Consider the following 13,395-nt stretch of genomic DNA (forward strand, 5'->3'; position numbering starts at 1 on the left):
CTCCCCCGCGACGACGAGGACTCACTGATGGTTCAGCGCGCGGCCACTCTGCCGCAGACCTTCGCTAGGAAGTACTCGTGGAATCGGGTGTCGCCGGTCATCTCGGGATGGAATGAGGTTCCGAGCAGGTTGCCCTGCTCGACGGCGACGACACGGCCGTCGTCCAGCGCCGCGACCACGCGCGCCTTGTCGCCGACAGCCTCAACGATCGGCGCGCGAATGAACACGGCGTGCATCGGCTCGTCTCCGAGCGCAGGAATGTGCAGGTCGGTCTCGAACGAGTCGAGCTGCGACCCGAACGCGTTGCGTCGCACCGTCACGTCGAGACCACCGAGCGTCTCCTGCCCAGCGATCGAGTCCAGCACACGATCGGCGAGCATGATCAGCCCTGCGCACGTTCCGTAGATCGGCAAGCCGGATGCGATCGCCTGACGCAGCGGGGCGACCAACTCGAACGTGCGCGACAGCTTGTCCATCACGCTCGATTCGCCGCCCGGAATGATCAGCCCATCGACGGTCGCGAGTTCGCTCGGGCGCCGCACGGCGACGGCATCCGCCCCGAGCGAGCGCAGCACGGCGAGGTGCTCTCGAAAATCGCCCTGCAGGGCCAGCACGCCGACACGCAGCGCGACCTCGTCGGACTGCGTCGCGTTACCAACCACGTTCTGCGAGCCGGTGGGGCGCGGGCAGGTCGGACACGTTGATGCCGACCATGGCCTCGCCGAGCCCGCGCGAGACTTCCGCGATCACGCCGGGGTCGTCGAAGAATGTCGTCGCCTTCACGATCGCGGCCGCGCGCTTGGCCGGATCGCCCGACTTGAAAATGCCGCTGCCGACGAACACGCCGTCCGCGCCGAGCTGCATCATCATGGCGGCGTCGGCCGGGGTCGCAACACCGCCGGCGGTGAACAGAACCACAGGCAGCTTGCCGGTTTCCGCGATCTCCGCGACGAGTTCATACGGCGCCTGCAATTCCTTGGCGGCGACATACAGCTCATCGGTGCGCAGTGAGCTGAGCGCCGCGATCTCCGAGGTGATCTTGCGGATGTGCTTGGTCGCCTCAGACACGTCGCCAGTGCCGGCTTCGCCTTTGGAGCGGATCATCGCCGCACCCTCGTTGATACGACGAAGGGCCTCGCCGAGGTTCGTGGCGCCGCAGACGAACGGAACGGTGAAGCGCCACTTGTCGATGTGGTTGAGGTAGTCGGCTGGACTGAGCACCTCCGATTCGTCGATGTAGTCGACGTCGAGCGCCTGCAGAATCTGCGCCTCGACGAAGTGGCCGATGCGCGCCTTCGCCATCACCGGGATCGACACCTCGGCGATGATCGACTCGATCAGATCGGGGTCGCTCATTCGGGCCACGCCACCCTGCGAACGGATGTCGGCCGGCACCCGCTCCAGCGCCATCACGGCGACCGCGCCAGCATCCTCTGCGATGCGGGCCTGCTCTGCGGTGACGACGTCCATGATGACGCCGCCCTTGAGCATCTCGGCAAGTCCGCGCTTGACGCGGTTCGAGCCGACCTGGGACGTGGCTGTGCTTTCACTCATAGATCAAATCCTACTCGGGTTGGGGTGTGCTCTTCTGGGCCGGCCACGCCTCGACGATGGCCTGACGGACGTCTCCGAGCAATTGCGGCAGCGCCTTCGTCTTCGCAATGATCGGCAGGAAATTGGCGTCGGATGCCCACCGCGGCACGATGTGCTGATGCAGGTGTGAGGCGATTCCGGCTCCGGCGATCGCACCCTGGTTCATCCCGATGTTGAACCCGTCGTTGCGCGAGACGGATCGGATCACGCGCATCGCCGTCTGGGTGATCTCGGCGATCTCGGCGACCTCTTCCGGTGTGGCGTCATCGTACGACGAGACATGCCGGTACGGGCATACCAGCACGTGGCCGCTGTTATATGGGAACAGGTTCAGCAGCGCGTAGCCCGTGCGACCACGGTGCACGATCAGCGCTTGTTCGTCGGACAGCGTCGGCGCGACACAGAACGGGCAGTCGTCGCCGTGCGGTTGTTTCTGCCCCTGCTGGATGTAGACCATCCGGTGCGGTGTCCACAACCGCTGGAATTCGTCTGGTACTCCGACCAGGTGCGACGGGTCGTCTATGATCACCTGTTGCGCGTCGGCCTGATCGCCCGACCCTGCGTGGTCACCGGACCTGTGGTGATCGCCCGACTCGTAGTCGTCGAGCGTCAAGCGGGCCATGCGGTGACGACTTGCTCGTGCGATTGCACGGATGCGACGATTTTCTCGATCGCCTCCTGCGCCGGGATGCCGTTGAGCTGGGTTCCGTCACGGAATCGGAAGCTGACCGCACCGTTGCTGCGGTCCTCCTCGCCGACGATCAACTGGAACGGCACCTTCGACTTCGTCGCGTTGCGGATCTTCTTCTGCATCCGATCGTCAGAATCGTCGAGCTGCGCCCGCACGCCCTGCGACTTCAGCCGTGCGATCACATCGCCGAGGTAGTCGGCGTACTCTTCTGCGACCGGGACGCCGATCACCTGAACCGGAGCGAGCCATACCGGGAACGCGCCGGCGTAGTGCTCGAGAAGGATGGCGAAGAAGCGTTCGATGGAACCGAACAGGGCACGGTGGATCATGATTGGTCGCTGCTTGCTGCCGTCTCGATCGGTGAATTCGAGGCCGAATCGCTCGGGCAGGTTGGGGTCGACCTGCACCGTCGAGAGCTGCCAGACGCGGCCGATAGCGTCAGTGGTCTTCAGATCGATCTTTGGTCCGTAGAATGCGGCCTCGCCGGGCACTTCGGTCAGTTTGAGCCCGCTTGCGAGGGCGACGCGACGCAGTGCGTCTGTCGACATCTGCCAGAACTCGTCAGAGCCAATCCATTTGTCCTTGTGGTCGTCGCGCAGCGAGAGCTCGAGTTCGAATTCGGTCAGGCCGAAGTCGCGCAGCATCGAGAGAACGAATTCGAGCACTTTCGTGACCTCGCCCTCGAGTTGGTCCGGTGCGACGAAGAGGTGCGAGTCGTCTTGCGTGAAACCGCGCACCCGGGTCAGTCCGTGCAGAGCCCCGGAGAGCTCGTTTCGGTAGACGGTTCCGTTCTCGGCGAGCCGCATCGGCAGGTCGCGATAGCTGCGACCCCGCTCCTTGTAGATCAGGATGTGCATCGGGCAGTTCATGGGCTTGAGATAGTAGTCCGCGCCCACTTTTGTGATGTTGCCGTCCTCGTCACGAACCTCATCCATATGGATAGGCGGCCAGATGCCCTCCGCGTAGGTTTCCAGGTGTCCGGACGTCGCGAACAGGTCCGCCTTGGAGATGTGCGGGGTGTAGACGTACGAGTAGCCCGCCTCGAGATGACGGCGGCGTGCGTGCTGCTCCATCTCTTGCCGCACGATGCCGCCCCGTGGATGCCACACCGACAGGCCGGAGCCGAGTTCCTCCGGAAAACTGAACAGGTCGAGTTCGGCGCCGAGTTTGCGATGGTCGCGCTTGGCAGCCTCTTCCATGCGGGTTTGATATGCGCGCAATTCGTCTTTTGTCGGCCAGGCCGTGCCGTAGATGCGCTGCAACTGCGGATTCTTTTCCGAGCCGCGCCAATATGCGGCGGCCACGCGAGTGAGAGCGTATCCATTGCCGATCAGGCGCGTGCTCGGCAGGTGGGGCCCCCGGCACAGGTCTTTCCAGATCGTTTCGCCGGTTCTCGGGTCGACGTTGTCATAGATCGTCAGCTCCGCGCCGCCCACTTCAACGGATTCGTTGTCTTCACCAGAAGGGTGGCCCTTCAGCCCGATCAGTTCCAGCTTGTACGGTTGATCTGCCAGCTCGGCACGCGCGTCGTCTTCTGTGATGGTGCGGCGTACGAAGCGCTGGCCTTGGCGGATGATCCGCTCCATCGCCTTATCCAGTGCTTTGAGGTCTTCCGGCGTGAACGACTCTGCGACATCGAAGTCGTAATAGAACCCATCGGTGATCGGCGGCCCAATGCCAAGCTTGGCCTCGGGGTTGATCGACTGCACGGCTTGGGCGAGAACGTGGGCTGCGGAGTGGCGAAGGATGCTCAGTCCGTCCGCGGACTCGATCGTGATCGGCTCCACCGTGTCGTCGGCCGTCACCTGCGTGGCAAGGTCTTTCAACTCGCCGTTGACGCGGATCGCGACCACGGACCGGTCTGGGAATAGCTCGAAGCCGTCAGACACCTGTTTCCACTTCCTGTTCAATCGGACACTCCAACTTTAGTAGAGGCAGGCCACGGCCTCTCGCCGTGTGGGCCGTGCTGGGCCTACGATTGTTTCGTGAGCCAAATTGAGACAGCAGCCGTCCCATCGACAGACGATCTGAAGCACGCAGACACGCAGAAGCCCGCAGAAGAGCAGAGTCCAGTCGAAGAGCAGAGTTCAGTCGTTCGCGCATTGGCAGGCGAACTGCCTGGCCGGATGGGCGACGCGATCGCGACACTGGTGGTCGTCCTGACACTCGCACTGGGTGTGTGGAGCCTGATCATCACTTGGACCGGACATTCCGCAAACGGGCCGTCGTTGTTCAACGCGTTCGCGGTCGGCACGCTCGTCGGCGGTGTCGCTGTGTACGCGCGCAAGACCTTCAGCTACGTCATCGCGATTATCGGTGCCATCGCCTGGCTGGTGGTGTCTGTGCTGCCATTCATCCCGATCGTTCAGCTCATCCTTCAGACGGCGACCGTCACGCTGATGGCTTACGGCGTCATCGTCGCGATCTGCGCCGTCGGCTACAACAAGCGCCGCTACTCCTACTCGAGTTGAGCCGGGCCAGCGGAGGCTGGACACACCAGACGTGATGAGGCTTGGGCACCGCCGTGTGGGCTGCGACCTGTTGAATTGCGTGCTCGCCCACGATGAGCCTGGCGAACACGCGCTCAGGTATCTGAATACTGCCAAGGAAGACGGTGCGCTGGCTGGTCACAACAAGTTGCCCTGTATCGACTGCTACTTCGACGTTTGTGTTGCTGGCGTGCTCGCCTGACTCGCGGGGCATGTCATGGCACTTGGATGGAGCTCACCACGGATTCGCGGTCGGACCTTTCTTGGGTACTTGGCGGCATCCGCTGCAAAACAAAGATGCCCCGGCGGTTCGAGCAGTCCGGATGCGGAGACGCACTAGTTGATCGCGAAACGAGACAATGTCAGTTGTCAGACAAGGCAGGCCACCCATGCCGGACGCCCCGACCCCGCGCCGAAGCTGCCATTGTCGCGGTTCTGCCGGACGGACATTCGCGAGGGCATGATCCACTGTGGTGGGCGCGTAGCAACGCATGTCGCGATGTGACATGCATAGCGGGGTTCCGTTCATGATGCGTACATGCACACGTTGAACATGGGTTCCGCTGTCAAGATGATCGAGAACCAACTTGGTCGAGCAGTCGTTCGTAGCATGCAGATGCAGTTTCAGCCGATGCACGTTAGTGCGGTCCAGCCGGCTGCCCCTCCCCCGCACAGAACGGTACCCGGCGCCACAGCCCATATGGTTCGGTAGGCGGGCTCCTTTCTGTGCCTACACCGATTCATCAGCGCTGCGGGCGCCCATTCGCGTCGAGATCGGCAAGACGGTTGGTCAAGCGGGCTATCACGCATTAGACCGCCGCACCGCGCGACCATGTAGTTGCTTTCCTGCCGACTAAACTGCCAGAGCTGACTTAGACCGATTTCGCGGAGCCGCGAATATGATCAGCCAACCTAAAGCTGCTGTTCTGCGGGTGCCGGTCATGACGCCACCGCCGATTCAGTGCGGGCATGTTAGATGAATAGCAAGCTCCTGATATACCGCTTCCCACCGAAGTCGGGAACATCACATTTTTCACTGCGCGCAGTGGGGTGAGGTTATCCTCCGAAAAATCGCGGACGACCTTTATCCCGTCACCCTGTCGAACGACGCGACCTACGCTGCGGGCCGGAAACGGGACGCCCCGGATTTCTACACACTGCAACCCGCTGCGGGCATTCCCGCTGTTGGGGGGACCGGTGTCAACGCGATCGACCTCTGGACCAATTTCTAAGCTCACGCCGCCAACTTCTGACCAAAGCGACGCTGCGCCGACTCCATGAACACGCAAGCGGTCGCTCGACCTGGAGCGGGTTTATCTCGAGGCCACTATTTTGGATGCCCAGACACGAGCACCACTGCCATCGCTAGTCGTGCGCTTCACCCTGCCGTTTCGGGTCACGTAGCGTTCCGGTCGCCCCTGCGATCACGGTAAGCGTCAGCAGAATGCCAACGATGAACACCGTCCACGCGAGCCACCATTGTGTCGTGAGGGCCCAGACCCCGAGCCAATAGCACCCATACCCAAGCGCGCCACCCAAAATGACCGTAAGCGCCACGTTCGTAGGGTTGATTGGCCTACGCACTTTCCTGAGCAGTCGGTCTGCCGATGAATCAATAGCGGATGCGAGCTTCGCCTTCGCCATCATCCCTTCTGGCAATCGATCCCAGGTCTCAACGAGCGTTTGAATCCTCCTGAGTGACCGGGAAGTACCTCGGCTTCTCAGGATCTCTCCAAGCAGCACAAGCGCGGCTGGCACGATTGTTGCGGCGGCCGCCCAGATATTTGACTGCATCAACCCGTCCACGATCCTTCAGACTAACGGTTTGTCAACGTCGGCCGAATTTTGGCCCTTTATCTGCCCTAGAATCTGCCCGACGCCACGTGCTCATATTCACCCATCGTCGACAGCGAATAACCCCTCACGTCATGAGTAACGACCACCACGTCACCACGACGATCAATGCCCCGCCGGGAACCACCGGCGCGGCCTTTTCACACTCAACCATCGTCACCGAAGACGGCGCCGTCATCGTCAAATAACGCGACGGGTGACAAACGTCAACGATCGATGGCGATTTGGGAAGAGACCGGCAAGCGGCTCGGTGTCGACGGGTTCGCGAACGGCAGCATCAGGCCAACCTACGTGCCGGTAAGCAGCATGCAGACCATCGTTCAAGTCGTTGCCCCCGGTGCAGCGTCTGACCGGCCGATCATCATAGACGGCAGCCTGTTCGGGATGCTCCGTGAGATGGCGAACGGTGAAGCACAGATCGTCGTCAACGAGAACGAGGGCGCTAACGCGCGGAGGGCGCGAATGTGGTACAGCAGGTTCTGACACGTCAGGGTGTCGCGTTTCACGACCCCCTCGAAACAGTGCGAGATCCTTCGACCGCCGGGGCTCTAGCAGCCTGTGCATGCGTCCGCGCTCGGGCTGATGTCAGCCGATTTTGATCCAGTTTCCACAGTCATGCGACTGGAAGTCTTGACCGCCCGCAACACTCACGCTGATAGTTCCAGTCTTGCCGATGTCGTTCGAGACGATGTCGCCGTAGTTACTTCCGCTAGAAGTGATTTCCCAGTAGCACCGGGAGCTGGATGAGGTGGCTTGATAGGTGCCTGCTTGCATCGTCGTCCCGACCGTGTAGACCGCACCGTCCTTGAGTGTTGTCTCCTGAATGTGCGTCTCAGTGGCCTGCACTGCATCTTCACGCGCTTTGACCGCAGCCTCCGCAGCTGTGACGGCCTGCTCCCGGCTTGCTACGTCATCAGCCTTCGCCTGCAGCGAGTCACGCTCAGAGGTGACCTTGCTCAGCGATGATCGAGTCGAGTCGTTTTGTGAGATCAGCGTGACATTCTTCGCGAGCAGCGCGTCATTGTCACTCTTCGCGTTGGCGTAGAGCAGAATTCCTGCCACAATCGCCACGATCGCGACCACGCCGGCAATGTACAGCGCCAGCCAGACGCCGCGTGGACGTTGGAGCCTGATTGTCGGGACCTTCATGTTGAGTCTCCTTGCCGTGATTCTCGGGCCATCACGGTTCGCTCACAGTACCGCCAAAGCTCGTTCAAAGTCTCACCCCAGATCGGGGCAAGCACGGTAGCGCGGCGTTACATTCGTGAGCAGCGGCAGGGACAGAACTATGAACGTGCTCGCTCTACAATCACTCGTGCGAGGTCGTTGATCGCAACTTCATCGGCGCCGGTGCCTCTCTCGAACCGCGTCCCGAGCTCAGCCACAAGTGCAGCCCGCACAACGTCGTACGAATCGCCAGGGTACTCAATTGCAACAACCTCGCACGCTCCATTGATTGCGTCTTCCATGCGCTTCGCTATGTGGTCAAATGCTTCAAGGTTGATTTCAAAGCTCATGCCAAGACTCTAGACTGCCGCCGCACATCGACGGGCCGGCCTTTCCCGTGCGCACAAGCTGGCGCCTTGCCACCGTGTGCGCACGTTCGCCACGCTGGCGGGCTAGCGGTCGTTGCGGCAGGTTAGGCCGCTAGAACGGCGTACAGCGTGTGGCTGTGATCGGCTACCAGAATGCAGATTGCACAGTCACGTCGCGCAGGTTTGAGCAGTATTTCACATCTGTGGCTTACTGCGTCTCTGGCCGCTCGTGCTCCCTGCTCCTTGAACCCCTATGTGCGGAGCAGAGGAGCGCTCGATCGATGCGCTCGCCGGCCTATTCCACGAGATTCCGCTGAGGGAGTGCAGCATTGGCCCACGTCAGGGCTGTCAATAGTATTGATACCCATGAGCCTCGACAAGTTTCAATTCACTCTCAGGGATGAGACGTACTACGCCATCGACGACCGTCGACGAGTGCAGGATGAAATCTTGCGTGCCGTTCAAAAGCGCGGAGCAAACGTCATCATCTCTGTCGCCTCCAAGCTTGCGGACAATATTTGGGGGAACGTGGCGCCGAGAGAATTCTTCGTCGACGATGACAACGCTCCGCGAATATCTGACTACGACGGGTAGCGCGACCCCCGGATGTGGGGTCTCGGGCCACGATCTGAACGGCAGCAGTCGTTGACACGGCAACGACAACTGAATTAGTGTCGTTCTTGGTAGCGCTCCCTGAAATAGTGGGACTCGCTCCAATCCGAGAAGCCCACGCCTTGCGCGTGGGTTTCTGCGTTAGGAGAAAGATTGTTAGATGCTGCTTGCCTATATCGATGAAATCGGAGAGACAGGCGCGTTCATTTCCAGAACACATAGTCGATTCAACACCAGCCCAGCATTCGGATATGCCGGGTTCATTATCCCGGCCGAAAATGCGCGCCAGCTCGGTCAAGAGTTCACGATTGAGAAGCGCAGGCTCTTTAGGAACGACATCGCGAAAGCTCCCGAACCAGCCAGATGGGAACGGAAAGGGGCGGACATCTTTCGCCCAGACAGCCCGGAAACACAGCCCCACCAGCTGCGAGTATTCAAAGGTCTAGTCAAGGGCCTTCGTCGTCTTGGTGGCAGCCTCTTTTACTACGCCGACGAAAAGCCTATCGGTACCCCGAAGCAAACATCGCTCAATACGAAAGAGCGCGAGTTGGCTGCTATGCGGGAAACATTGAACCGACTCTGCACCCATGCGGATGCCGCAGACGAGAATCTGTTAGTCATGATTGATCAGATCAACGAAAAACAACGTGCCGCGCGATTACCCAAAATGTACGGGCACATCCTCTCTCGAGCCACTGAACGTCATGAGATGAAGCGAATCATTGAGCCTCCGATGCACATCGACAGCGTCTTGAGCTCGAACATTCAGTTCGCAGACTGGATTGCAGCGGCAGTTTCGCGGGCCATTGACTACCAGCTCATTTCAGATTCGCGGTATAAGTGGGTACCTGATCGACTGGGCGAATCCCTGCGAGGGGCATTCACGCATGAGTCCAAGCTGCACCTCTGGTACAAGTCAGTGCCCGACTTCAACCATTTCGACGTGTTCAAACACACGCGACCGCTGCATCCGCGCGTGTCGGGGCAGACAATCGCGTCAGCAATGCCCAAGTTGATGGCGAGAATGCACGAGGCCGCGATCCGTGCCGATAACAAAAACTAGTGCATCTGGCCGCCGGCCCACTCAGACCGCTCAACGTTAATCCACTGGCCGGGCTCGTCGGCGGGACTTCATTGCACACCCGCCCCGATGCTTTGTCGGCCTGGGCCGGCGTTGTCGTCGATGTCGGGCTACTGGCAGTTGGGACCCGTTAGCCCTTTAGAGCGGCACGCGGGGCGGCATCATGTGGCCGTCAGGGACACATCATGAGCACTCTGCGCGATACAATCGCAAATCGGTGAGCAGAATGCTCGCTCAATTCGAGGGAATGCAAGATTCGCACACCCTCGGAGGGTGTCCGCGGTCATGGACATCCACGCGCAAGGGTGTGGATTGAACCGACCCTCTCGCCGGTAGGACGATCATTTTAGGGGCTCCCCTAAAATGCTCTGAGGGTACTCATCCAGCGAGTACCCCTCGTGGTAGGACGACCATTCTCACGACACCGGCAATATGGTGCGTACGCGGACGGTTCCGGCTTGCTGTACGTCCTCCCGCCGAGTCCGATCACGGTGCGCGTCTTCTCCGTCACCGTGTGCTCGGTGACCACGGACCCGTCGAGGATTTCGCCTGTGATCGGGTTGACGGCTACCGGGTCGGGAGCGTCATCCTCAACCGACCCGGTAGCCTCGTGGCTGGATTCCCCGAGAGCCACGACTGAGCCGCCGACCAAAGCATGGTCAGGCTCAGGATCAGGTGTCAGGTTTCTGACAGGTGTCGGATTTCCGACAGGTGCACTTGCCTCGATGTCAGATGCCACGGTGTCGTGATGTGCGCCGACGATGGGCGCGATGGGCCTGCTGCTCATCCGGCGACACGCCCGAGCTGACGTAACGCGGCAGAACTCGAGAGCACCGCAAATGTGGATATTGCACGTATATTGCACGCGGTGTTTTGGGCAAGAAAAAACCCCTGTTTACCAGGGGTTTTCTTGTGGGCGATACTGGGATCGAACCAGTGACCTCTTCCGTGTCAGGGAAGCGCGCTACCGCTGCGCCAATCGCCCGGTCTGAGTGAGGATGGAGGTGGCGACGGGATTCGAACCCGTGTATACGGCTTTGCAGGCCGCTGCCTCGCCTCTCGGCCACGCCACCGTGTGTGGGTTCCCACATCCATGTACCAGTCCGAAGGCCGATACACACTCGAGCGGATGACGAGATTCGAACTCGCGACCCTCACCTTGGCAAGGTGATGCGCTACCACTGCGCCACATCCGCAATGCCCGCATTTCTGCGTGCTTTGAAACTGTAGCCGATAGACCCTGCGATATTCAAACTCACGCGGGTATGTTTCGAAACTCGGATGCGCCGGCTCCGGGGAGCTCGCTCGATGTGCGCTCGGAGCGCATCCTCGACTAGTATCGAGTCTCGCGGCACACGCTCGTGCACGGGCCGCACGTTGGGCGATTGGCGCAGTTGGTAGCGCGCTTCCTTCACACGGAAGAGGTCATCGGTTCAAGTCCGGTATCGCCCACACTCTGGCCCACGCCGTGGCCTACCCAGCTCGTCTCGAACCGCCTAGCTGCCCCAGCCATACCGTCGGCGAAGCGCGTCCGCAACGGTTCGAAAGCGCGCAGAATCCAATGCAGCCGCCTCACGTCGCATGCCCTGCGGCAGAACCCGGAACACCCGCTCGATGTTGACCCAGCTCGGCCGACCTTGAGCGTCCCACGGTCCTGTGCCCAGGTGCACGAAGTCGCGCTGGTCGCCATCGTGGTCTTTGCTCGTCAACTGCACAGCCAAGAGCGATCCGGATGCCTCGGCAGCGACGATCAGCACCGGCCGATCCTTGCCGCGGCCGTCCCGCTCGGTGTACGGCACCCAGGTCCAGACGATCTCGCCCGGGTCAGGGCTGCCGTTTCTGCGCGGCGAGTAACTCATCCGAAGTCGGCCAACTGAGCGCGGATCGACCTCGAGTGTCGCGCCGGCACCGGTGCGCCCTGGCTCTGATCGTTCTACGGCAACCCTCGACCGTTTCGTCCCGAAAAGCGCGCGACCGATGCTGGCAAGGAATCCGGAGAATGAGGCCACGAGCGCAGACTAGCCCATCCCCGGAGAATCCCGAGGGTGGGCTAGCTGCGGCAACTCGATGCGAGAGCAGACAAGGCGCAGCAGACAGGGCTGCAGCTCAGGCGTTCTCGAGCGCGTAGCCTTCTTCGCCGTGCACGAACGTGTCGACGCCGGCGACTTCATCTTCGTTCTTGATGCGGAAGCCGATCGTCTTCTGAATGATCGTGCCGATGATCCAGGCCATGCCGAATGAGAAGATCCCGACACCGAAGGCAGCGAGTGCCTGCACACCCAACTGCTGCAGGCTGCCCCCGTAGAGCAGGCTCGTGTACACACCGTTCACCTTGGTCATGCCGAAGATGCCGATGTACAGCGTTCCGATCATGCCGCCGACCAGGTGGATGCCAACCACGTCGAGCGAGTCGTCGAATCCGAGCTTGTACTTCATATCGATCGCGATCGCGCAAACGGCTCCGACCAGCAGGCCCAGAACGATAGCCCAGAACGGCGTAAGGATGTTGCAGGCCGGCGTGATCGCAACCAACCCTGCGACTGCTCCGGATGCCGCACCGATCGATGTCGGTTTGCCGTCCTTGATCCTTTCCACGATCAACCAGCCCAGGGTTGCTGCAGCAGGAGCAGCGAGGGTGTTGATCCAGGCGAGGGCGGCAATCCCGTCTACAGCGCCCTCTGAGCCCGCATTGAAGCCGAACCAGCCAAACCATAGGAGTGCCGCACCCAAGAGCGTCAGCGGCACGTTGTGAGGCTTTACCATGCCCTTTTGGAAGCCCACCCGCTTGCCGAGCACAAGCGCGAGCGCCAACCCGGCTGCACCGGCGTTGATGTGCACTGCGGTGCCGCCGGCGAAGTCATTGACATGCAGAAGTGCTGGAGCCCAGCCATCCGCCAGATTGAAGACCCAGTATGCAACCGGGAAGTAGACCAGCGTCACCCAGACCCCGGCGAAGATCAGCCATGAGCCGAACTTCGCCCTGTCTGCGATCGCGCCGGAGATCAGGGCGACGGTGATGATCGCAAAGGTGGCCTGGAATCCGGCGAATGCCAAGCCGCTCAAATCCGGCCCGTTTTTGCCGTCGACCAGCGACTGCAGGCCGAGGCTGGACAGCGGATTGCCGAGCCAGTGCGGGATCAGAGGGCTGCCGAACGACATACCGTAGCCGTAGAGCACCCACAGCACTCCGACCAGTGCCATCGCGCCGAAGCTCATCATCATCATGCTGATGACGCTCTTTGCTTTGACCATGCCGCCATAGAAGAATGCGACACCGGGTGTCATCAAGAGAACAAGTGCGGCTGCGACCAAAAGCCAGAGTGAATCGACACTGGATTTGGCGTCGTAGGCGGCTGCGGCGTGTATCAACATACGAATGATCTCCTCGGGGTGAGTGCAGATGCGTTCCGCGACCGGCCGGATTCGTGCATCCGGTCGGTGGTGCGGTGAGCGTCAGTCTCGTCCCGGCAGATTTCTGGCGCGGGGTGCGCACGTTTCAGCGATGTTACGGGCGTGCTCCCCTGGTTAACATCGTGTTTC

Annotated in this window: 13 protein-coding genes and 4 tRNA genes; 5 read left to right on the top strand and 12 right to left on the bottom strand. The window is 61.1% G+C overall.

Features of this window, described 5'->3' with window-relative positions; genetic code table 11:
- Window positions 1-32: 32 nt before the first annotated feature.
- The 4 genes from pdxT to thrS are packed head-to-tail and all read right to left on the bottom strand — an operon-like array spanning window position 33 to window position 4,173.
- Window positions 33-662, bottom strand: coding sequence for a pyridoxal 5'-phosphate synthase glutaminase subunit PdxT (pdxT, locus tag QU604_RS11090; protein WP_308464699.1), 630 nt, complete (start codon window positions 660-662; stop codon window positions 33-35).
- Entirely contained in the window at window positions 652-1,554 is a 903-nt protein-coding gene (pdxS, locus tag QU604_RS11095; protein ID WP_308464700.1) for a pyridoxal 5'-phosphate synthase lyase subunit PdxS, read from the bottom strand. Before pdxS ends, pdxT begins: the two co-directional genes overlap by 11 nt.
- Window positions 1,555-1,564: 10 nt before the next feature.
- Window positions 1,565-2,215 (bottom strand): HIT family protein, encoded by a 651-nt coding sequence (locus tag QU604_RS11100; RefSeq protein ID WP_308464701.1) that lies wholly within the window; start codon window positions 2,213-2,215, stop codon window positions 1,565-1,567.
- On the bottom strand, window positions 2,203-4,173 hold the full coding sequence (thrS, locus tag QU604_RS11105) for a threonine--tRNA ligase (protein ID WP_308464702.1): 1,971 nt from the start codon (window positions 4,171-4,173) through the stop codon (window positions 2,203-2,205). Before thrS ends, QU604_RS11100 begins: the two co-directional genes overlap by 13 nt.
- Before the next feature lie 96 nt (window positions 4,174-4,269).
- Here thrS and QU604_RS11110 point away from each other — a divergent pair, with 96 nt between their 5' ends.
- Window positions 4,270-4,755 carry a hypothetical protein gene (locus tag QU604_RS11110; protein WP_308464703.1) on the top strand — a complete coding sequence of 162 codons (486 nt, stop codon included), beginning with the start codon at window positions 4,270-4,272 and terminating at the stop codon, window positions 4,753-4,755.
- Window positions 4,756-6,138: 1,383 nt separating this feature from the next.
- Here the strand turns inward: QU604_RS11110 and QU604_RS11115 are convergent.
- Entirely contained in the window at window positions 6,139-6,330 is a 192-nt protein-coding gene (locus QU604_RS11115; RefSeq protein ID WP_308464704.1) for a hypothetical protein, read from the bottom strand.
- A 513-nt stretch (window positions 6,331-6,843) separates the two neighbouring features.
- Here QU604_RS11115 and QU604_RS11120 point away from each other — a divergent pair.
- Window positions 6,844-7,110 carry a hypothetical protein gene (locus QU604_RS11120; RefSeq protein WP_308464705.1) on the top strand — a complete coding sequence of 89 codons (267 nt, stop codon included), beginning with the start codon at window positions 6,844-6,846 and terminating at the stop codon, window positions 7,108-7,110.
- Window positions 7,111-7,212: 102 nt separating this feature from the next.
- Here the strand turns inward: QU604_RS11120 and QU604_RS11125 are convergent, their stop codons facing one another.
- Window positions 7,213-7,776, bottom strand: coding sequence for an Rv1352/Rv1906c domain-containing protein (locus QU604_RS11125; RefSeq protein WP_308464706.1), 564 nt, complete (start codon window positions 7,774-7,776; stop codon window positions 7,213-7,215).
- Between the two features lie 137 nt (window positions 7,777-7,913).
- Window positions 7,914-8,144 (bottom strand): hypothetical protein, encoded by a 231-nt coding sequence (locus QU604_RS11130; RefSeq protein ID WP_308464707.1) that lies wholly within the window; start codon window positions 8,142-8,144, stop codon window positions 7,914-7,916.
- 384 nt (window positions 8,145-8,528) lie between these two features.
- On the opposite strand from QU604_RS11130, the gene QU604_RS11135 reads away from it, so the two are divergent.
- Window positions 8,529-8,756 carry a hypothetical protein gene (locus QU604_RS11135; RefSeq protein WP_308464708.1) on the top strand — a complete coding sequence of 76 codons (228 nt, stop codon included), beginning with the start codon at window positions 8,529-8,531 and terminating at the stop codon, window positions 8,754-8,756.
- 178 nt (window positions 8,757-8,934) lie between these two features.
- Window positions 8,935-9,837, top strand: a complete 903-nt coding sequence (locus QU604_RS11140) for a DUF3800 domain-containing protein (protein WP_308464709.1) — start codon at window positions 8,935-8,937, stop codon at window positions 9,835-9,837.
- Window positions 9,838-10,768: 931 nt separating this feature from the next.
- Here QU604_RS11140 and QU604_RS11145 read toward each other — a convergent pair.
- The 3 genes from QU604_RS11145 to QU604_RS11155 form a co-directional block, all read right to left on the bottom strand.
- Window positions 10,769-10,840: transfer RNA gene (locus tag QU604_RS11145), tRNA-Val, on the bottom strand.
- A 14-nt stretch (window positions 10,841-10,854) separates the two neighbouring features.
- Window positions 10,855-10,928, bottom strand: a tRNA-Cys gene (locus QU604_RS11150).
- Window positions 10,929-10,979: 51 nt separating this feature from the next.
- Window positions 10,980-11,051, bottom strand: a tRNA-Gly gene (locus QU604_RS11155).
- A 183-nt stretch (window positions 11,052-11,234) separates the two neighbouring features.
- Between QU604_RS11155 and QU604_RS11160 the strand changes: the two genes are divergently transcribed.
- Window positions 11,235-11,307 (top strand) — tRNA-Val (locus QU604_RS11160).
- Between the two features lie 44 nt (window positions 11,308-11,351).
- Here QU604_RS11160 and QU604_RS11165 read toward each other — a convergent pair.
- Both QU604_RS11165 and QU604_RS11170 read right to left on the bottom strand, forming a co-directional pair.
- On the bottom strand, window positions 11,352-11,864 hold the full coding sequence (locus tag QU604_RS11165; protein WP_308464710.1) for a type II toxin-antitoxin system PemK/MazF family toxin: 513 nt from the start codon (window positions 11,862-11,864) through the stop codon (window positions 11,352-11,354).
- Between the two features lie 97 nt (window positions 11,865-11,961).
- The gene (locus QU604_RS11170; protein ID WP_308464711.1) at window positions 11,962-13,227 is read right to left on the bottom strand and encodes an ammonium transporter; all 1,266 of its coding nucleotides are present in this window, start codon (window positions 13,225-13,227) and stop codon (window positions 11,962-11,964) included.
- Window positions 13,228-13,395 lie beyond the last annotated feature (168 nt).

This window comes from Rathayibacter sp. SW19 (assembly GCF_030866825.1).
Lineage (GTDB): Bacteria > Actinomycetota > Actinomycetes > Actinomycetales > Microbacteriaceae > Rathayibacter_A > Rathayibacter_A soli.